At 54.0% G+C, this 19,561-nt stretch carries 17 protein-coding genes; 12 read left to right on the forward strand and 5 right to left on the reverse strand.

The features are described from left to right. Nucleotides 1-642 carry a flavodoxin family protein gene (locus Q1Q75_RS14050; protein WP_300671859.1) on the forward strand — a complete coding sequence of 214 codons (642 nt, stop codon included), beginning with the start codon at nucleotides 1-3 and terminating at the stop codon, nucleotides 640-642. 73 nt (nucleotides 643-715) lie between these two features. Here the strand turns inward: Q1Q75_RS14050 and Q1Q75_RS14055 are convergent, their stop codons facing one another. The 3 genes from Q1Q75_RS14055 to Q1Q75_RS14065 form a co-directional block, all read right to left on the reverse strand. Beyond that, entirely contained in the window at nucleotides 716-1,378 is a 663-nt protein-coding gene (locus Q1Q75_RS14055) for a hemolysin III family protein (protein ID WP_300671861.1), read from the reverse strand. Nucleotides 1,379-1,445: 67 nt separating this feature from the next. Next, nucleotides 1,446-2,207, reverse strand: a complete 762-nt coding sequence (locus tag Q1Q75_RS14060; RefSeq protein ID WP_300671863.1) for a DUF5765 domain-containing protein — start codon at nucleotides 2,205-2,207, stop codon at nucleotides 1,446-1,448. Between the two features lie 92 nt (nucleotides 2,208-2,299). Next, nucleotides 2,300-2,893, reverse strand: coding sequence for a TetR/AcrR family transcriptional regulator (locus tag Q1Q75_RS14065; protein ID WP_300671865.1), 594 nt, complete (start codon nucleotides 2,891-2,893; stop codon nucleotides 2,300-2,302). Between the two features lie 1,012 nt (nucleotides 2,894-3,905). On the opposite strand from Q1Q75_RS14065, the gene Q1Q75_RS14070 reads away from it, so the two are divergent. The 10 genes from Q1Q75_RS14070 (at nucleotide 3,906) to Q1Q75_RS14115 (ending at nucleotide 15,618) form a co-directional block, all read left to right on the forward strand. Then, complete coding sequence (locus Q1Q75_RS14070; RefSeq protein WP_300671866.1) at nucleotides 3,906-5,960, forward strand: methyl-accepting chemotaxis protein; 2,055 nt, start codon at nucleotides 3,906-3,908, stop codon at nucleotides 5,958-5,960. 316 nt (nucleotides 5,961-6,276) lie between these two features. Further along, nucleotides 6,277-6,885 (forward strand): MotA/TolQ/ExbB proton channel family protein, encoded by a 609-nt coding sequence (locus tag Q1Q75_RS14075; protein ID WP_300671868.1) that lies wholly within the window; start codon nucleotides 6,277-6,279, stop codon nucleotides 6,883-6,885. Next, nucleotides 6,882-7,298: a biopolymer transporter ExbD gene (locus Q1Q75_RS14080; protein ID WP_300671870.1), complete on the forward strand. Its 417-nt coding sequence runs from the start codon at nucleotides 6,882-6,884 to the stop codon at nucleotides 7,296-7,298. The genes Q1Q75_RS14075 and Q1Q75_RS14080 overlap by 4 nt, the downstream gene beginning before the upstream one ends. An 11-nt stretch (nucleotides 7,299-7,309) precedes the next feature. Beyond that, nucleotides 7,310-7,999, forward strand: coding sequence for an energy transducer TonB (locus tag Q1Q75_RS14085; RefSeq protein WP_300671872.1), 690 nt, complete (start codon nucleotides 7,310-7,312; stop codon nucleotides 7,997-7,999). A 730-nt stretch (nucleotides 8,000-8,729) separates the two neighbouring features. Next, nucleotides 8,730-9,323 (forward strand): FmdE family protein, encoded by a 594-nt coding sequence (locus tag Q1Q75_RS14090; RefSeq protein ID WP_300671875.1) that lies wholly within the window; start codon nucleotides 8,730-8,732, stop codon nucleotides 9,321-9,323. A gap of 165 nt (nucleotides 9,324-9,488) precedes the next feature. Further along, complete coding sequence (locus Q1Q75_RS14095; RefSeq protein WP_300671877.1) at nucleotides 9,489-11,621, forward strand: TonB-dependent receptor; 2,133 nt, start codon at nucleotides 9,489-9,491, stop codon at nucleotides 11,619-11,621. Nucleotides 11,622-12,002: 381 nt separating this feature from the next. After that, on the forward strand, nucleotides 12,003-13,070 hold the full coding sequence (locus tag Q1Q75_RS14100; protein ID WP_300671879.1) for an FmdE family protein: 1,068 nt from the start codon (nucleotides 12,003-12,005) through the stop codon (nucleotides 13,068-13,070). Between the two features lie 515 nt (nucleotides 13,071-13,585). Next, nucleotides 13,586-14,188, forward strand: a complete 603-nt coding sequence (locus Q1Q75_RS14105) for a flavin reductase family protein (protein ID WP_300671881.1) — start codon at nucleotides 13,586-13,588, stop codon at nucleotides 14,186-14,188. Nucleotides 14,189-14,250: 62 nt separating this feature from the next. After that, on the forward strand, nucleotides 14,251-14,799 hold the full coding sequence (locus tag Q1Q75_RS14110) for a dTDP-4-dehydrorhamnose 3,5-epimerase family protein (protein ID WP_300671883.1): 549 nt from the start codon (nucleotides 14,251-14,253) through the stop codon (nucleotides 14,797-14,799). A gap of 9 nt (nucleotides 14,800-14,808) precedes the next feature. Further along, nucleotides 14,809-15,618 (forward strand): hypothetical protein, encoded by an 810-nt coding sequence (locus Q1Q75_RS14115; protein ID WP_300671885.1) that lies wholly within the window; start codon nucleotides 14,809-14,811, stop codon nucleotides 15,616-15,618. Between the two features lie 140 nt (nucleotides 15,619-15,758). On the opposite strand, the gene Q1Q75_RS14120 is transcribed toward Q1Q75_RS14115, so the two are convergent. After that, nucleotides 15,759-16,073 (reverse strand): CC/Se motif family (seleno)protein, encoded by a 315-nt coding sequence (locus tag Q1Q75_RS14120; RefSeq protein ID WP_300671888.1) that lies wholly within the window; start codon nucleotides 16,071-16,073, stop codon nucleotides 15,759-15,761. 444 nt (nucleotides 16,074-16,517) lie between these two features. On the opposite strand from Q1Q75_RS14120, the gene Q1Q75_RS14125 reads away from it, so the two are divergent. Beyond that, a complete protein-coding gene (locus Q1Q75_RS14125) occupies nucleotides 16,518-17,399 on the forward strand; it encodes a YitT family protein (protein ID WP_300671890.1) in 882 nt (293 codons plus the stop codon). Nucleotides 17,400-17,431: 32 nt separating this feature from the next. On the opposite strand, the gene Q1Q75_RS14130 is transcribed toward Q1Q75_RS14125, so the two are convergent. Further along, nucleotides 17,432-19,438 (reverse strand): methyl-accepting chemotaxis protein, encoded by a 2,007-nt coding sequence (locus Q1Q75_RS14130; RefSeq protein WP_300671893.1) that lies wholly within the window; start codon nucleotides 19,436-19,438, stop codon nucleotides 17,432-17,434. Nucleotides 19,439-19,561: the final 123 nt, after the last annotated feature.

Genomic DNA, 19,561 nt, shown 5'->3' on the forward strand with positions numbered 1-19,561 from the left:
ATGCGATTTTTTGACCACGCCATTTTTCAAAATATCAGCGACCATCACCCCGAGCCGTCCGTATTGGGACTCAGCGGAAGCCCCAGGAAAAACGGAAATTCCGATCTCCTGTTAAAAGAGGTCCTGAAAGGAGCAAAACAGCAGGGAGCGACATCTGAGGGAATTTATTTGCGGGATGTTCAGTTTCAGCCCTGTATCGGATGCGAAAAGTGCAGAAAGGATCACATATGCACCGGTCACAAAGACGGGATGTCCCTTCTGTACCCGGACATCATCGCCTCCAAAGGCATGGTCCTCGTCTCCCCCACCCACAATTACAATATCACGGCATGGATGAAGGCCTTTATCGACCGCCTTTACTGCTTCTACAACTTCAACCCCAAGCGCCCCAGCGGTTGGTCGAGTCAACTGGGCAATCAGGGAAGAAAAGTGGTGATCGTGGCGGTGTGTGAACAAGACAACAAAAAGGACATGGGCTTTACCTTGGATGCCATGCGCCTTCCCATGGAGGCCTTAGGGTATGACATCGTGGGTGAGCTGCCTGTTTTCCATATTTTCGACAAGGCAAAGGTCAAAGAGAGCCCAAAAATCCTGGCCCAGGCCTCAGAACTCGGCGCGGAGCTGGCGCGGTCCATTTCATAAATGATGGTCGAGCGCAGCGACTCCTCGAACGAAGCACGAAGCACGAAGCACGAAGCACATTTTTTATAAAAAACTAAATATACAAGACATACTTCAGCATCAGCCAGGCATGACAATAGCTTCCCGCGACCACAAAGACATGCCAGGTTTCGTGCAGCCCTGCCTTGATTTTTCGGGGGCCGTAGTCCTCCAGAAGATAAAAGATCACCCCAAAGAGATACAGAAAACCCCCGCCATACATCCACCCGACCCCTTTTTGCGGCAGCCATTGCAGCAAGGGGCCGGTGGCACTGACCAGAAGCAGCCCAAAGACCACATACATCAGCACCGAAGCCCACTCCTTCATCTGCAGATCAAGCCCCTTGACGATCACACCGGTCAACGCAAAGCCCCAGGCCACGGCGAGCAGGCCCCACCCGCAGGCCCTGTTGTCAATCGTCAGACAAATGGGGGTATAGGAGCTGCCCATGAAGATATAGATCATCATATGGTCCATGCGCTGCAGAATTTTTTTGAATCGGCTGAATCGGGGAAAAAAATGATACACCGTGCTGACCAGATAAAGAAAAATCAGGCTGACCCCGAAGATGATAAATCCAATGAGATGCAACAGGGTTCCATGTTCTTTCGTAAAGACCATCAGGATCACAAAACCGATGATAGAAAAGAACAATCCGAGGAGATGAATCCATGCGCTGACGGGCTCATTTTTTTGTGAAAACCATAGTCGTTTCATCTCTCCTCCTTCCCACCAGGAAGACCTGGAAGAGTGTCCCTGATTGATCGAAATGCTCCCCGTGGCTTCAGGTGGCTTTTCGCCCCTTTTTCTGCTTCGGCGTCACCTCATCGTCATCGATGCGCCGAAAAGGATACGGCCAAAAATACCATTTCGTAACATGAAGCATCCGTCTCACCGGTGTCTTGATAATGACCATCAGCAGGGCGATGGAAAACAGGCACCAGACCGCAGGCCATTCGTTGTAATTGCTGGTTAAGAGATAGGCCAGGCCAGGCCCCACCACGGCATGGTAAAGAGACATCCGCCAGGATCCATACAAGACCGGCAGGATAAACGCAGGAAAGGTATAGCCAAAGAAATAGAGGTAGCTGATAGCGTTGATGGGGACATTCCAGGCGATGTGCCAACTCCCGTGAACCGAGCAGAGAGTGGTTCCACACATGGGAGACACACCGCAGGCACACGCGCCCCCCCAGGCAAAGGGGTAGACCTTGATCAGCATCAAGACCGTGCCCAGAAAACAGAGGCCATACACAAACCAGGAAATCCGCTTCTTCACCGCTTCAGGGATAAAATGCATGGACACCATATTGATAAAAAACGGTTGAAATGAGATGTGGATATACCCAAGCAGCGTCAGGACTTGATTGATGGGATTGGCACACTGGTCTATGTAGAGATAGGTCACCGCCTGCAAAAGTTCCATGAGGGCAAAATACCCCAGGGGAACCCACAGCTCTTTTTTTTCCTTTTTAACCGCAAAATAAAGGGTGCTTCCGAGCCCTACCGTTGCCAGTACGGCGGAAGCTTCTCCACTCCAACACATGATATATCCTCCCCGATAAAATAACAGGATGGGTGCGTTTTACGGAGAATCGAACGAATTTCGTATTTTGGTCGACTCTTTGCCAAAAAAAATCAGTTCCGGCTGACCCCCTTGAGTAAAATGTCCAACAGAATAGCGGTGCTCTTTTCCAACTCGTTTTTAGAGATATCGACCACCCAGGGATATTCCAGGCCTTTCAAAGCCAAAAACAGCCCTCGAGAGACGCCCACAAAATCATGGACGTCAAAGACCCCTTTCGCGCTTCCATATTCCAGAATACGTTTAATAGTGGCGATCTCCCACTGGGAATAATCGTCAAGAAGGTCATTTATAAGGCCATGATGTTTATGGTAATCTTCCCTGATGGAAATATACTGGTCGGTCTTTTTCGAAAAATATTTCAGCCGCGTTTCGACAAACACCCTGAATCGGTCCCCGGGATCGTCTTCACTTCGGACCGCTTGTCCGATGGCCGCTTTAAGCCCTGCAATCTCCAGCATGATCACGCTGGTAAAGACGTCCTCCTTGCTTTTAAAATAGTAATAAAGGGTACTTTTTGCCTTATTCGACGCCCTGGCAATGTCCTCCATGGTCGTCTTCCCAAGACCGAATCGTGCAAAAAGCCCCTTGGCGGCGACGATAATCACCTGCCGCGGATCCCTGTTTTCAGCCATCCCTGTTTTCATGCTCACCTCGGTTTATTCGACTCATTTCGTCCATTCGTTTAAGATTTTAATCCCCCCGCCCTACAAAGTCAACCCTTCAACATCATGGTAAATACAGATCATGCACTTCCAGCATGAACACGCAGGTGCATCGTCCCGTTGTAAAAGGCTCCGCTCTAAAAAAAGCCTTGATCATCGTTTCGGCCACCTTCGCATTTATTTCACCACCCGCATCATAAAACCCGGCAATATCACATCACCACCAGGGATTCCCGCCTTCGTCCCTCCTCATCTTCCCCAGCTGCCCGGGAAAAGGGATCCGGTTGTGCCGTTTTACGGCCCGCCACCCACCACCTTCTGCATCGCCAAGTGACCGGGAATCCACGCCCTGATTTGCATTCCCCTTCTGTATTCTGACGGCCACAGGAAACGCGCGGTGTAACGATGATGCGGAATTCCTGAAAGACGTATGAAAATGCCTCCCTCTCCCTTTGCAATGGTTTTCGACACGTGCAAAAACGGTAACTATTCAGCTTGTGCCTCCGGCAGCCCTGACGGGGGGCAAAGCTTCTGAAAAATCGAACAAACAGGTCTTAACTATTAATATTGATTAAATTTCAACTTAAAACCAACCTGCTTTCAAGGTGGCACCCCTTACCACCGGAGGCTATTTTGAGAGCTGAATAGTGACCAAAAAATGAAAAACGATTTATACATCCCGCCTCACTGGTCGATACATAGTAAAACTATGGATAAATGAATTTATGACTATCTATAAATTCATATTCCCCATTAAGGCAGGAACAAACCATGACGATCATCCAGCAAAAAACAGCTTTATTCCAGGGCATCTCACCAGAATTTCTCAACGGAACAAACAAGTCCCCATAAAACCTACGCTTTAAATCCAGCAAACCCAATGTCCCTTATTTATGAACTGATAAAAGTGCGAATCCACTTTATTTGCAAGCTGTTCATTCCTGAATATATGAATGCATGACAAATAAGTTAACTTTGTTGTCAGGATTTAAAAATGATTTTTGATAAAAACAGTCTGAGATTCAAAATGCTGGTGACCCTCTGTTCGGTGACACTGATTCCATTTATCGCCACTGTCTTTTATATTACGCACAAAGCAGGGGCGACCGCCGGAGAAGAGGCCCGTGAAAAAACGGTTGAGATTGCCTACCGATACGGTGGCGTCATGCAAGATAAACTCGAACAAGCCATGACCGACACCCGTGCCCTCGCCCGGGTCATGGAAGGCGTGGCCCAACACCCCGCTGCAATTGACCGGGATATGCTGGATGATTCGTTGAAAAGACTTCTTCAAGGCGACGACTCATATCTTGGGATCTGGGCCATTTTCGAACCGGACATGCTTGACGGCAGAGACAATGACTATGCCAACCGCACATGGCACGATGAATCGGGAATCTACTATCCATACTGGTACATGGAAGATGGAAAAATTGCCGTCTCCGTCAATGACGATTACACCGAAGCCGATTACTATCAACTCCCAAAAGTTTCAGGGAGGGAAACCATTCTCCAGCCCTACGCTGAAGAGGATACCGGCAATATTCTTATGACAAGCGTGGCGGTGCCTGTCAAAAAAAATGGGGCGGTCATCGGCGTCGTGGGGATCGATATCGCGTTGACCGAGTTGGACCGCACCATTTCCACCATCAAACCCTTTGACACCGGCCACGCGATTCTCATTTCAAACACCGGGATGGTTATCGCCCATCCTGACAAAGAATCGACAGGCAAAAACCTCTCCGCTGCGGGGGCCTCCCCCGAAATTCTTTCAGCCATCCAAAGCGGGAAAGAGTATGCCCTGGGCGGCAACCAAACAGGGTTCGGCCACGGGGCGTATATGTTCTTCTCCCCCTTGCGAATCGGGCAGACAGCCACCCCCTGGTCTTTTGCCGTAAGCGTACCGCTGTCCACCATGCAAAAAGACGTGGATCACATTAGAAAGATCGGGTGCATATCCGGCCTGATCTCCATCCTTCTCGTTGTGGGCGCCATTATCCTCTTCTCTGGAAAAATCACCAAGTCGATCAATGCGGCCCTCTCAGGGCTTAAATCCATCGCCGAAGGAGAAGGCGACCTCACCCAGAGGCTTGCGGTCGAATCGTCAGACGAGACAGGGCAGTTTGCCAGCTGGTTCAATATTTTTATAGAAAAACTACAAGGCATCATCGGGCAATTTGCAACCTGTTCCGATGCGCTGGTCCCTTCGGCCGACCGATTGTTATCCATCTCGGCAAAATTGGCGTCAAACGCTAAAAAAACGTCGACACAATCCGCCCGGGCTCTGGCCTCTGCAGATGGCATGAACACGGAGCTTACTCGGGGGACAGAGTTGATGCAGGAGTCATCGGAGAACATCACCATGGTGGCCTCAGCCATTGAGGAGCTCGCGTCAACGGTCACCGAAATTTCAAAGAACGCAGACAGTGCAAAAGAGGCCTCCGGACGTGCCGCATCTCGTTCGCACGTGGCCTCAGAAAAAATGAGCAAACTGACAAAGGCCGCCGAAGAAATTGGCAAGATTACCAACGTCATCTCAGGCATATCCGACCAGACAAATCTCCTGGCTCTGAATGCGACCATCGAAGCTGCCAGGGCAGGCGAAGCTGGAAAAGGCTTTGCCGTCGTGGCCAATGAGATCAAAGAGCTTGCCGGTCAAACGGTGGCAGCCACCCTTGACATCAGGGAAAAAATCGAAGGTGTCCAGGGAATGGCGCATGAAGCCGCGGGAAATACAGAAGCAATTACAAAAATCATAAACAGCGTCAATGACACCATCAACGGCATCGCGGCAGCTGTGCAGCAACAATCCTCAGTTGCCGGAGAAATTTCAAGCAATATCGCGCAGGCTTCCGATGGAATCGGTGATACCTCACAAAAGCTGCACAAAAGCTGGGACGCGTCCTCAGCCATCACAAAAAACATCTCAGAAATAACCCTCTCTTCAAAAGAGATCACGGGCATAAGCGCGGATGTCGAAGAAAGGGCCAAAGGACTCCACAACCTGACAGATGAATTGATGATCCTGGTCAAAAACTTCAAGATTTAATGAGATTTTTAAAACACCCGGCATGCGAAGGGCGCCCTTAAAAGCATCTATAGAGTAATCCAACCCCGCACCACAATGACGTTTTCCATTTTTGCTGTTGACACCCCCACAAAGGTATGAATAAGAATACTACAATATACTCATCAAGAAGATGAGAAGTTAAAAAGCACCATCGTTGCCCGTTCCACAAAAAATTGACGGTAATACCAACAAAGCCACGAAGGCAGGTGAGACGTATCTCGCCCTGAATTCGTGGCTTTTTTTATGCAGCCACCCACTGACAACGCGGTTTCTAAACATTTAAGATGAGGTTTACATGCTGGATTTTCTTGCAAAAGGGGGCGTGCTGGTCTTCCCCATCGGCCTCTGTTCGGTGGTGGGCCTGGCGGTCTTCCTGGAACGCCTGGTATTCTTTCTTCGACTGCGACGGGAAGACAAGGGGTGGGTGGACGAGCTGATTCATCTCACCTGCGAGGGCAGGATCTCGGAGGCCGAAGCCACCGTAGAGTCGAACCCCACAGCCTTGGGTCGAATCCTGACGGAAGCCCTCTCCGTACGAGACTGCGAGGAATCCACACGACAGGCGGCGATAAGAGAAGCCTACGCCTTCGAGAGTCGCGGGTTCGGAGCCCGATTGCAGCTTCTGGCGACCATCGCCAACATCACCCCCTTACTCGGCCTTCTCGGCACCATCACCGGGATGATCAAAGCCTTTATGGTGATTCAGCAGACCGGCGGCAAGGTGGACTCCGCGGCCCTGGCCGGGGGCATCTGGGAAGCGATGCTGACCACCGCCCTGGGCCTGGCCGTAGCCCTTCCCGTGATGATGGCACACAGCTACCTGACCGCCTGCGCTGAAACCCAGGAGGCCGGCCTTAAACACAGGATGGTGCGCTATTTCAAGAAGACGGAACCCCCGCGATGATCGACTTTTCAGATACAAAAAGGGCGCAATACCCTATCCAGGCCCCCTTAACCGCCTTGATCGATATGGTCTTCATGCTCCTCATCTACTTTCTTCTCACCATGGGCTTTATGGTGGATGAAGGCATCGGCATCAAACTGCCCGAGGCGGGACAGGCCTCCCGGACCATGCCCCGGGACCTGGTGGTGGCCGTCACCCAAGAAGGGACGTTCTTCTGGGAAGGGACTCAGGTGAGCCTCTTCGAACTGGAACAAAAGCTAACGGCAATCCCCGGCCTGACCACAGACACCCGGATTGTCATTCGGGCCGATCGGGGGACCCGGGTCAACAGCGTCGTCCAGATCATGGACCTGGCCAAAACCGTCGGTGCCGCCAGCTTCTGCCTGGCCACGGAAGATGAGTCAGGGATATAGGAGACAACACAGTGGCGAATGACACACATTGCATCTCAGGACTGGCTCTTTCTCTTGCCGTGCATGCCGCCATCCTCTGGCTCTGGGACCCGAGTCTTCTAAAGGCAGAAAAAATTCACGTGGCAGGCGATATCGCGCTCTATTCCAGAATTGAAGAAAGGGCCGAAAAACAAAAGGCGGTCCCGCCCCCCCCTGTAAAAAAGCGTGCCCCGAAGAAAAAAAAGACCCGTAAAATAAAACGCATCGCTAAAAAAACGCCCGCACCGGTCGTGCAACCTGAGGCAACACGCACGCCGCAGGAGAAGCCCATCGACCCGCCTGCGGAACCCTCACTGGCTGCAGGCACGACAGAGCCGGATGTGACGGCAATAACCGAACCGGTCATGGACGCTATGATCCTGTCCCATGCCGACCTCATCCAAATCTATGCCAACCAGGTCCGGCAACGCATAGAATCCCGCAAGACTTACCCGCGGCGCGCCCGGAGGCAGAACATGGAAGGGGCCGTCCGCGTGCGATTTGTCCTCTCCCCCACAGGCGAGGTAAAAGAGATCACGATCATCCGGGCCAGCCGCTTCGCCATGCTGAACGCAGCGGCAAAAAAAGCGGTTCTCTCCGCCGCCCCCTTCCCGTCCATCCCCGAGCAAGATGAAAAAGAGCCTATCAGTCTGGAGGTAACATTGTGCTTTGAACTGACGTAACGCCACGCCTTTTATGGCTATCAAAGGATATAAATAAAAAAAGGAGACAGTCCAACTCCGGCAAGAGATAGGGACTGCCTCCTTCAGGCATGAGTCTCCCCGAAGGGAGCCTCGGATTATTCCTACCATCCCACTCCTCCCTTCGTCAATTGATGACTCACACCAAAAAATCGCCTCCGGCGAAACGGGATCGGTGCGCGCCTAAAGCGCGACCTGAAGACACGTGATGACCCAAGCATGTAATTTTCAGGGTGGCACCCTCGTCGCCGGAATAATTGCGGTAAAAATTATGTAGCTATTCAGCTTATACCTCCGGCGGCCCTGCCGGGGGCTAAACTTTTGAAAAGTTTAACAAACAGGTCTTAACTATATATTTCAGATTTATGTTGACCCAAATGCGGATGTGTTTTGACCCGAGGAACGAGGGGTAAAGCACATTCGCAAGCAGCTTTCAAGGTGGCACACCTTGCCGCCGGAGGCTTTTTTTGGAGCTGAATAGTTACAAAATTATTCTTTGAAATAAAACCGAAAACCCAGGGTTCTGGCACTTGTGACACACAACGCATACCGTCGCACGCCGCGCGAATGCGGACGCGATAAAATCCTGAGTGACGTCACCCAAAGCGCATTCGCAAGCCAGCTTTCAAGGTGGCACACCTTGCCGCCGGAGGCACCGCTTTTTGTCTGTTTTATTTTTGCCCTGGCCCCAATCTAAAGAGAAAGGAAAAAGATGGAAAATTGGCAGGAAGATGTCAAACGATGTGTGGATTTTCACGGTCACCTCTGCCCGGGTCTGGCCCTGGGGATCGTAGCGGCCCGAGCGGGCCTGAGCGAATTGGGAGTGAGCCGGGCAGGCGACGAAGAGGTGGTCTCCTGCGTCGAGACTAACGCCTGCTGCGCCGATGCTGTCCAGGTCCTTTCCGGGAGCACCTTCGGCAAAGGAAATTTTATCTTTAAGGACGTGGGGAAGATCGCTGTCACCTTCATCAGTCGGGAGCAGGACACCGCGGTGCGGCTCTGCCTCAAGCCGGACACGGTGAGCCTCTCCGCGCCCCACCAGGCCCTCATGGGCAAGGTCATGAAGGAAGCTGCATCGGAAGAGGAGATCGCTGAATTCTGGCGTCTCCACCACCAACGGGCAGAGGAGATTCTTTCCACCCCCTGGAACACCCTCTTTTCGATGAACGCCGTGTCGCCGTCCATGCCGCCTAAAGCGAAAATTGAGCCGTCGTTTCTCTGCGATCAATGCGGTGAGCCGGTGATGGCGTCCCGACTGCAACAGATCGGAAGCAAGGCTGTCTGCAGCACATGCAGCAAAGACTAAGCCACAAAAATGCCTCCGGCGGACCTGCCGAGGCAAAACGCATTACCAACCTGCTTTCAAGGTGGCACACCTTGCCGCCGGAGGCTCATTTTACTCATCTATTCGATCCACACAACATGGAGGCTTTGTCATCCTTTGAAACACGACACGAGATTGAAACACGCAATGAAATTTCTTCCCACAGGCATGGGCGTGGCCCTGCTGCTTTGTGCAGCCACCGGATTATCATGGGCCGCTGACGCCAACGACACACCGACTCTGTCCCTTGATGAGGTGAGGGTGGAGGCCAAGCGCCCCGCCACCATCTCTCCAAAAGTCCTCTCCCGAGATCAGGTAATGCAACCGGGCATGTCGGATAACCTCCTGGACAACCTGACCCAAATTCCAGGCATCCAGCTGAGGCGCACGGCGGTCTCAGGCAACGAAAACGGAAAACTTCGAATGCGCGGGTTCGACGAATCCCGGCTGCGAATCCTTAAAAATGGGGTCCCCATCCAACGAGATGGCTCCTACGGCAACGGCCCCGTGGACTGGAGCACCCTCAATCCCAACAGCATAGAGACGGTCCAGGTCTACAAAGGCGCGGTCCCGGCCAAGTACGGCAACACCCTGGGAGGCGTGGTGGACATCACCACCCGATCGCCGGAAGAGGGCCTGGAAACAGAGATCCGCGGTCTCTACGGCAGCGAGAATACCCACGAAGAAGCCCTCACCCACATGGGCCGAAACCAATACGGGAGCTGGTTCCTCTCCGGGGGCCATTATGAAACCGACGGATTTTTGCGCAACAACGATACCGACCGCAACCACGGGGAGATCGACCTCTCGGTCAACCTTCCCCTGGGCCTCACGGTCGGTGGCGGAGTCTGCTGGAGCAAATACGAAACCGGCATGCCCGTCTACAACCGCCCGGACAGCCCGTATTACGATGGGGGAGAGCCCGACTCCGACGAACGGGAGTTGGGTGGTCCCGGAATCTCCGTTCGGCTCAAGGATAAGCAAAAAGCCTGGGGGGACGACAGCTTTGCCGAGGACGAGAACACCCGCATCACCGCCTGGATTCAAAAAGAGTTTCAAAAGGGGCACCTTCGCCTGAACTACCTCACCTGGAGCCAGGATAAGGAGGAGACCTACGTCGCCGCCGATGACCCGAGCAAGGTGATCTACAAACGGGAGACCGACGCCGAACCCGACAACTGGTCTCTCCAGGCGGAAGGGGAAGTCGCCCTGGGCGACCACACCCTCGAAGCCGGAGGAGAAACCCGAAGCCAGGGCTGGGGAGACCAGACCGTCACCGCCATCGACACCTCCTATTTCAACGGCTCCATCAACCACTCCGATCTCGCATTTGTCAAAAATGGATTCAAAGGGCAACCGGATATCATGACATACCATGCCCTCTACCTCCAGGACACCTGGCAGCTCTCCGACGTCTGGACGCTGGAGGCAGGCCTGAGGCAGGAGTGGTACAAAGCCGACGCCATCGACGCGGACGCTTTCGGTTTTGAAAAAAACGTTGCCACCACGGACCTCTCCGAATCGAACCTCGACCCCCGGGCCGCCCTCTCCTTTCGCCCCTGGAAAGGGGGGGAACTCTCCACACGCGTCGGGATCGTCCATCGCTACCCCACCTCCCCTGAGTACTTCTGGTGGTTCGTCAACCGAAACGAGAGCGCCTTCCCCAACACCAGCCTGACCCCCGAAGAATCCAGACAGGTGGAGCTGGCCCTCTCCCAGAAATTCGCCGAAGTCCTGGACGTCGAACTCCGCGGCTACCACTACGCCATCGACGACTACATCACATCCACCTCCATTCCCTACAAAGGGTCCATGCACTACAACATCGAGGAGGTCACCATCCAGGGGGCAGAACTCTCCCTGCGGGCGCCCCTTCCCTTTAACCTCTCCGCCTGGGGCAACCTCACCTGGCAGGAGGGCGATAAAAAAGGCGACCCCTCGGACCCCGAAAACCGTCTCGAAGGACAGGTCCCAGACTTTCCAGAAACCATGGTCAATGTCGGCCTCGACTACCGGCTTGACGACCGCGTGAGCGCCCGTCTCACCCTCAACCACGTGGACAAACGCGAACACATCGATGCAAAGACCCAAGAGGTCATCAAACTCGAGGCCTACACCGTGGTCGGTGCCAGCGCCTCCGCCCTGGTCTTCAAAAACAGCTTCAGCGCCTGGCGCCTCATGGCCTCCGTCGACAACATCTTTGACGAAGACTACGAAGAGGAGACCGGGTACCCCATGCCCGACACCACCTACACCGTGGGGGTATCGGCGACGTTTTAATATGAAAAAACAGCCTCCGGCGGCAAGGTGGTGCCACCTTGAAAGCGGGTGGGCAAGGCTCTGCCTTGGCGGTGTGAGATGCGGCGGGGTGTGAATTAATGCCCAGGTTATCGCGCCTTCAACCGTGGAGGCAGAGCCTCCGACAGGCATTCCCAGGCGGAGCTTGGGAACGAGGACGTGTAAGACGATACACGAGAGACACGCGACTCCCTCTCTCGCTCCCAGGCTCCGCCTGGGGGTGGGGGTGGGGTGTGCAAGGCGCTGCCTTGCCGGTTTGGGATACAAAAGCGTGAGAATTAATTCCCAGGTTGTCGCGCCTTCCACCGTGGAGGCAGAGCCTCTGGGGTGCATACTTTTTCATTCAAAATAAGGAGAGAAAAAATGAGAAAATGGAGCATGAGAATTCTGGTCTGGTTTGTGGTGGTGGGATTTTCCGCCGTATCGGCCCACGCGATGGGCGGGCACCAACCGAGCCTGGGGCAGCGGGCGTTGATGCTGGCCATGGCAAAATTATCCGCCACGCCGTTTGATGACGGCCTGGCCATGGTGACCAACGCAGGGTATGTGACACATCAGGGAGAATCCACGGGGCCCATCCTCGATACCGTAACCCGCATGAGCGCCATCAGCCGGGGGGAAGGAAACCTTCTTTCTGTTCACGCCCGGACGGACGCCCCTCTCTTCATGGTCTTCGTGCATAAAAAAGGCCCGAAAGAGCTCTCGGCGGTCTCCATTGCTGTGACCGACAACCACCTGAAGGCCTCGGAAATTTTCAACCTCCGGGTGGATGTGGGCACCTCCTTTGAGCCCCTCAAAGACATCCTGGGCAAAAAAGCCTTTGCCGTCGCCACCCTGGCCAACGGCTACTACGACGGGATCCCAGAGCAACTGATCCAGTCCGCCCTCTTCCACGACCACTTCTGCTGCGGCGTGGCCTCGGGACACTTCACCGTGGGTTGCATCCTCTCGGAGCTCCCCTTGCGAGACGGTGAATCCTACACCTATATCGGCGTCCCGTCCTGGTGCCAGGATGACTACATCGTCCACACCCTGAACCTCACCCCCGGGAAAAAAGGGTACCTCTCCATGATCTACCCCAACAGACGCCCCTGGAAAACCGCCTCCCACACGTGGGAAACCCCGGGCGGGATCATCATCCGGTTCAATAGGGCCACGAAAACAGGGGACGCCTCTGTCCTCTGCTACAAATGGAAAACCGCGGCATTCGTCGAAAGCCTCGGTCTCAATCCGGAAGATCTCGACTGGCACAAGGACCTCTGGCTCCACGCCTGCTACAACCGCTACGTCTTCCAGAGCGACCACAGCCCAAGCGAGTTCGTCTCTATTCATAAAACCCTGGAGCTCACGTCCCAGGCTGATTTTGACCGGCTCACCCGCCTGGGTGCCAACCCCCTGGCCGTCATCCTCGGTGACGACCCTGATTGGTAGGCCTCCGGCGGCGAGGTGTGCCACCTCGAAAGCGAGTTTGCGAATGCGCATCGGGAGTCGTCACTCCGGTTGAAATGCGTCTGCATTCGCGTGAAATGCAAGGAAGCGCACAGTACTCGCACGTACATGAGCTGTGGATAGGTAAAATCCACCTCAGCCGTTGACTTTAACCGGAACAACTCCGGCGGAAAGATAAAACCCCACGAGAACTGATTTCCGTTGCGATGTCTCCCTCCTTTCCCGGATCACATCGCAGCGGCCGTCAGCTTGGCTTCTTTGAGCCCACGATGCCGCCCCGGCACGCCATGGATATGTTTTTTTTTACACAGGCGTCTGGGGTCGGCCACCATTGATTCTATGTCTAACCCGGATATTTCATGAGAAAACAATCATGGCCAAGAAATAACGTGCAATTACAGTCCATTGCAGCAATGTTTTCAGTCGTTTCAAAAATGCGAAATGTAACCCACGGTATTCTGCCTGATTTTCGTGAAATATCCGGACTAAGGAGACCCATGATCTTAAAACCCTTCATGCGGGAAGGCATCATGCCCCTTCCCGTCAGCTTCATCTCGACGATCAGCAAAGAGGGCATCAGAAATATCGCCCCCTACTCCTGCATCATGCCGGTCCTGCGACCCCTGGACCTCATCTGCTTCGCCTCAGCCGAAAAAAGGGACACCCTCATAAACATCCGGGAAACCGGAGAGTTCGTCATCAACCTCCCCGGCATCGACTTCGAGGAGAAAGTGATCCCCACGGCGAAAATGAGCGCCCCGGAAATCGACGAATACGAGCTGGCCCACTTGGAAGAAAAACCCTCCCAGACCATCAAAGCACCTGGCATTCAAGGCTGCTACGCCTGGATGGAGTGCCGGCTGGAAAAAGAATTCAAAGAGGCAAACTACAGCCTCGTCATGGGCAAAGTCCTGCGCCTGGAGGTCAAAGACGAGGTCCTGGACGACAACCACCACCTGAACCCCTTTGCCGCCAACCCGCTGATGATGACGGGCAGTCAAAAAGGCATGCACTTCTGCACCATCCGGGAAACAAATGGATTCGAACCCTTTGCCGCCATGTTCCCCACGGGGGTAGACCCGGTAACGGCCTCGGCTTAAAGCCTGGAGATCTTTGGGACCCTGCCCCTCTGATAACGCCCCACATCACAAGGAGAATACCCATGGCACAGATATTAAGCATGAATGAATACGACAAAATGGATAAACCCCGAATTCAAAGTCTGCCGGGGTTTTATGGAGAGGCACTTATTGAGGGCGTGGTGATCAAAGAACTGGATCTCTTCTCCGATGAGCGGGGATTTCTCATGGAAGTCATGCGCTTTGATGATGAGCCCATGAATGGCCGAGACATAAAACAGGTCATCGCCTCCTACTCCTATCCCGGCATGGTCAAAGGCTGGCATCTGCATTCAATTCAGGAAGACCACCTGGTCTGTGTGACCGGCATGGTGAAGCTGGTGCTCTACGACTACCGCGAAGAGTCTTCAACCTACGGCGTCATCAACGAAATTTTCATGGGAGAACACCACCAGCGGGCGGTCTTTATTCCCCCAGGGATCTTCCACGGCACCAAGAACATTGGTCAGGAACTCTGCGTGATTATAGGCATGCCCTCGGTTTATTACGACCCCGATAATGTCGACGAACGCCGCCTGAGCCCCACGGACAACGCGGTCATCCCCTACGACTGGGACTGCAAACTGGAATAAGGAGAAAACATGACGCTTCCCAATGATATTCTCGTGCTCTACCAGCCCCCCTACCCCACCCCGTGCGTCTTCGATCTGAACGCGCGGGGCCTGTTCAGCAAGAGACCTCCTGTCACCCGGGATTGGGGCATCCGCATACTCGTAGACGCCGGACTTCAGGCCACCCTTCAGATTCGCTGCATAACAGAGAGGCCCGCCGACGATCCGACCTCCGACCGGAAATATCCCTGGGTAATTACGGAAACCCTGCTCCCCTTAGGCCCAGATCTCTCTCTGAAACCCGGGGACCTCGCAGAGCGGGTTCCGGACGCAACCCGCGGGGAGGAACTCTCCACAGAATTCACCGCCTGGCGCACCGGCTACCTTCCCACCACGGAGAACGGCACCCTGGATGGGGAGGCGCTCAAGCGCAAACTCACCTCCGGCCGCACCGACCGCCGGACGCTGATTCAAAAAGAGCTCGTGCGCCGCAACTCCCCCTGGATTCACGCGGCACTTCCCCGCATGGTCCAGGACTTCAAGCGCGGGCTCTACCTCCGGGTAGCCGACACCCTCTATGACGATTACCGAAAACGGGGCGGCCAGGCACCGGAAGAGGCTTTCCTGAAAAAAGTGCTCCTCTTTCAACGCATCTATGACACCAACGGCAGCCCCGACCACAAACCCGACGGCACCCGCTGGAAAGATCCCGATGAGACCTGGGAGTGCTGGGTGGGTTTTGCCGGAGACGAAGACGAAGCCAAGCGGGTGTGCCGTACCCTGAATGCCATCCTGCGGCCCCTGGAGACACCTCTGGCCGGCGAGGCAACCTCCCGTTAAGGTCGCAAGAAAAATATAAAAGTACAAAAAACAATGCCTCCGGCGGCAAGGTGGCGCCACCTTGAAAGCGGGTTTGCGAATGCGCATGGGGAGACGCCTCTTAAGACTGAAATGCGTCCGCATTCACTATTCACTATTCACTATTCACTATAAACGATCGCCCCCACCCCGCTGACAACAAGATCCTTGAAGATCCAGTGCTTTTCAAGGGAAATGGTGATGCGCTCTTTTTCGGGGCGCACCTCCAGCGGGTACCAGACAGTAATCCCGAAGACCAGTAAGGGGGTATAATTTTCTATGAGAAGGGGTTTTCCCCGACGGACCGCCGGGGTGCGGGTGGTTACCTGCCGCATGGCGCATCAGCCGCCGGATGCATGGTGAGTTTCCAGCCAGACGGTAATCTCCGGCCCTTTTTTCAAAATATAGTCGTGTGCATCGGGAGTGATGTCAAACATGGAGGGATTCCTTTTTCCAATCATGGGACCATACAACGGATGTCAGCCCTTCATCCAGACGAACAAAATCGCCCTGTACGAGGAACATATAAATCCATATTAGATGAAAAACTCAAAAAAGAAAATAGGCACCCCCATCAGGCAGGAGTCAAAATATCCTCTGTGAGGATACACTTCAGGCGTTTCGGACAACCAAAGCAAAACCAAAACAAAGAAAAACTCCGCCTGTATTTCCCCCTCGTCATCTGACCCTACGTCCTGCAATCACATCACCCATTTCTCTTTGACTCACCCCAGATAAAATTCAATCGCTCTTTATCCTTTCCATTGCTGAATTCCCTCTGTATATAAGGCCCACACGGGCAACGGCCCGCATAGAATAGAGAAATAGCCCCGCCGCTTTAAAGAGGATGTCCGGGCTTTTGTTTTGTCCCATGACCGTAGATGGAATTGTTTGTGATGTCCGATCAGACCTGGATTGACAGTGGAAAAATTGTCGTAAAAAATGTGTGCCTTCTCACCCTGGGGAGCTGCCTTTCAGCACTTTCCATCAACGGAATCCTCATCCCCAACCACTTCCCCTCTGGCGGAATCACAGGCCTGAGTCTGCTCCTGCATTACCAGTTCACAGACCTCCCCTTTGTCCTGTTCTACCTGATGTTCAACGTCCCTCTTTTTGCCGTGGCGTGGAAATACGTGGGGCGGCGTTTTTTTCTCTACAGCATCATCGGCCTGACCATCTTCTCCCTTTGTGTCCACTTCATCCGCCTCCCCATCCCCCTTCACGACAAGATGCTCGACGCCCTTATGGCCGGCATCCTTTCAGGCACAGGGCTTGCCATTATCCTGAAATCCTACGGATCCTCCGGGGGCAACGATATCCTCTCGGTGATTCTTTTAAAACGATTCTCCATCCGACTGGGAAACACCTCCCTGGCCGTGAACAGCCTTGTCGTGTTGCTCTCCTACTTCCTCTCCACCCTTGACATCATCCTCTACACCATCGTCTTCCTTTACGTGAACGCCAAGGTGCTGAATGTCGTCTTCATGGGGATGAGTCAACGCAAGGTCGTTCTGATAATTTCCGATCACTGGGAGAAACTCTCGGAGAGGATGCTCAAAGAGTTCAGGCGGGGCCTTACCATTATTCACGGAGAAGGGGCTTATTCGCACCGGGATGAAAAAATTCTGTATGCGGTGATCACCTTAAGGGACCTCGGCCGGGTCAAGGACATCATCCGGGATGTGGACCCCAGGGCCTTCGTGGTGGTCACCGAGACCCTGGATGTCATGAACCCCCGGGTAGGAAATCAGCCGCACTGGTAAAGCAGCAACGGCCCGACGCCCGCTCCCCTGGCCTACAGCTTGAACCGATCCACCATCTCTGACAGCGCCTGCGCAAGCCCGGAAAGGCCCGCAGCACTTGTGTTTACCTCGTGGCTGTTCGACTGCATATCGCCAACGGACCCATTCATTTCACCGATATCGGTGGTCATCTCCCGGGCAATGGCCAGGACCTGCACCATGCTCTCGTTGACCTTTTGAAACCGTTCCGATGCGTGGGCGACATTATCGGAGATGTCACGGGTGGCGGCGGATTGTTCCTCAATGGCGGTGGCAATGGTCAGGGTAATGTCATTCACCTCATGGATGGTCCGGGAGACATCCCCGATCTCCGTGAGCGCCGCCTGTGTCCCACCTTGAATGCCCGCAATTTTTCCACGAATCTCGCTGGTTGCGTCATCGGTCTGCATGGAGAGCGCCTTGATCTCTCCGGCAACCACAGCAAACCCTTTTCCTGCATCCCCGGCCCTGGCCGCCTCAATGGTGGCATTCAAAGCAAGAAGATTGGTCTGATCGGAGATCTCGGCGATGGCTTCGGTCACGTGGCCGATTTCCTCCGCCGAAACCCCAAGCTGCCCCATCTTTTCCGATGCATTGCCCGCATTGGCCACCGCTTTCTCTGAAATTTCCCGCGACATTTCAGAATGGTGAGCGATTTCGTTGATCGTGGTGGTCATCTGCTCGGTGGCTGCGGCGATCATAGCCATATTGGCCGAGGTCTCCTCGATGGCTGAGGCAATGGCGTTTATACTCTCCATGGAACCCGTGGACGCCGTGGTGACTGAAGAGGCCTTCTGGGACATCTGCTCAGCCCCTGACGCCATATCTCTGGAGATCCCCAGAAGATCCCCAGAGGCACTTCCGACGGCATGGGCATGGGACGCCGTGTCAGAAATCACATCATGAATTTTTGCCATAAAAACGTTGAACCACCCTGACAGCTCGGCAATCTCGTCCTTCCCCCTGATCGCCAGACGCATGGTCAGATCCCCTTCGCCTTCGGCGATATCCTTCAAGCCATCTGTCACCTTCTGGAGGGGAGCAATCATGGAGCCAGCCCAAAAATAGGCGACAAGCGCCGACGCCACAAAAAAAGCGCCACCGACCCAGACCAGTGTCCAGATCATGTCCCAGGCATTTTCCATAATTTCATCGTGATGGATCAGGCCAATAAGCTTCCACCCCAGCCGGGGAGAGGTGTACACATTCAGGTCATAGACCTCACCCTCCCGCTCGATTTTCAGATGGCCGGAGCCCATGGTCGCGATCTTTTCATACAGATCAATGCCGCTGTCCACCATGGAAGTGAAGTTCAGTTCGGGGTGACGGGGGTTTGCCAGAATCATATTTTTCCCGTCCGCCAGCACCACGTACCCCGTCTTCCCGAATTTGATCCGGCCAATCATCTCGGTCAGCCCCGCCAGTTTGATATCGGCGGCTACGACGCCCAGAATCTCGGCATTTTTCCCGGTCACTGCCTTGACCAGGCTAATATACGTGTCCCCATCCGAGGCCCGATACAAATCGGTCAGAGAGACCCTGGACGTGTCCCCCAGGGCGCTCCGATACCACCCCCGTGTTGTGGGATCATAACCGGGTTTCCTGTCCCTGGGAGGATACTGAATATACCCTCCATAACGTGCGCCAAAAGTAAGGGATCCATAGGAAGGATGGGTCTCCAGCATGCGATGAAAATAATTGAATATCTCCGCCTCAAGTCCGCCGTTTTCACGGGGAGTCATGGGCGTCATTTCGGTGGTCTGTTTGTAGGTGGTAATGCTGTTGTCATCCTTGAGCATCCGGGGGTCTTTGGAAAGCAGCTCCGCGTTCATCTTCACACTGTCGACCAGCAGGTCCACGGTCTCATCGATCTGTTGAAGCTGACGGGTGGAGTCCTCAATAAACAGCTCAAGAGAGTTGTTGCCGATTCTGACGCCCGTGATAATACAGATAGAAATGATGGAAATGGCCAACACAGAGACACAGGCCACAACCATTTTTGCCTTTAGGGTTACCTTCACTCTTTCCCTCCTCAAACTTAGCGATACAGATAGGCTCGAAGCCTTATGAAAAAATCAGCAGGGGCGGTGAAATCAGATGGTTGGTGTGGGGTTTATGAATTTCGAGGTCAATGATGACACAAA

It is taken from the genome of Desulfoluna sp. (genome assembly GCF_030145185.1).
In the GTDB taxonomy this organism is placed as follows: Bacteria; Desulfobacterota; Desulfobacteria; order Desulfobacterales; family Desulfolunaceae; genus Desulfoluna.

Coding starts and splice junctions, on each gene's coding strand:
- Q1Q75_RS14065 (WP_300671865.1), bottom strand. CDS start 2,893: ATGAAAACAGGGATGGCTGAAAACAGGGATCCGCGGCAGGTGATTATC.
- Q1Q75_RS14050 (WP_300671859.1), top strand. CDS start 1: ATGCGATTTTTTGACCACGCCATTTTTCAAAATATCAGCGACCATCAC.
- Q1Q75_RS14055 (WP_300671861.1), bottom strand. CDS start 1,378: ATGAAACGACTATGGTTTTCACAAAAAAATGAGCCCGTCAGCGCATGG.
- Q1Q75_RS14115 (WP_300671885.1), top strand. CDS start 14,809: ATGACGCTTCCCAATGATATTCTCGTGCTCTACCAGCCCCCCTACCCC.
- Q1Q75_RS14060 (WP_300671863.1), bottom strand. CDS start 2,207: ATGTGTTGGAGTGGAGAAGCTTCCGCCGTACTGGCAACGGTAGGGCTC.
- Q1Q75_RS14125 (WP_300671890.1), top strand. CDS start 16,518: ATGGAATTGTTTGTGATGTCCGATCAGACCTGGATTGACAGTGGAAAA.
- Q1Q75_RS14095 (WP_300671877.1), top strand. CDS start 9,489: ATGAAATTTCTTCCCACAGGCATGGGCGTGGCCCTGCTGCTTTGTGCA.
- Q1Q75_RS14075 (WP_300671868.1), top strand. CDS start 6,277: ATGCTGGATTTTCTTGCAAAAGGGGGCGTGCTGGTCTTCCCCATCGGC.
- Q1Q75_RS14080 (WP_300671870.1), top strand. CDS start 6,882: ATGATCGACTTTTCAGATACAAAAAGGGCGCAATACCCTATCCAGGCC.
- Q1Q75_RS14090 (WP_300671875.1), top strand. CDS start 8,730: ATGGAAAATTGGCAGGAAGATGTCAAACGATGTGTGGATTTTCACGGT.
- Q1Q75_RS14105 (WP_300671881.1), top strand. CDS start 13,586: ATGATCTTAAAACCCTTCATGCGGGAAGGCATCATGCCCCTTCCCGTC.
- Q1Q75_RS14070 (WP_300671866.1), top strand. CDS start 3,906: ATGATTTTTGATAAAAACAGTCTGAGATTCAAAATGCTGGTGACCCTC.
- Q1Q75_RS14110 (WP_300671883.1), top strand. CDS start 14,251: ATGGCACAGATATTAAGCATGAATGAATACGACAAAATGGATAAACCC.
- Q1Q75_RS14100 (WP_300671879.1), top strand. CDS start 12,003: ATGAGAAAATGGAGCATGAGAATTCTGGTCTGGTTTGTGGTGGTGGGA.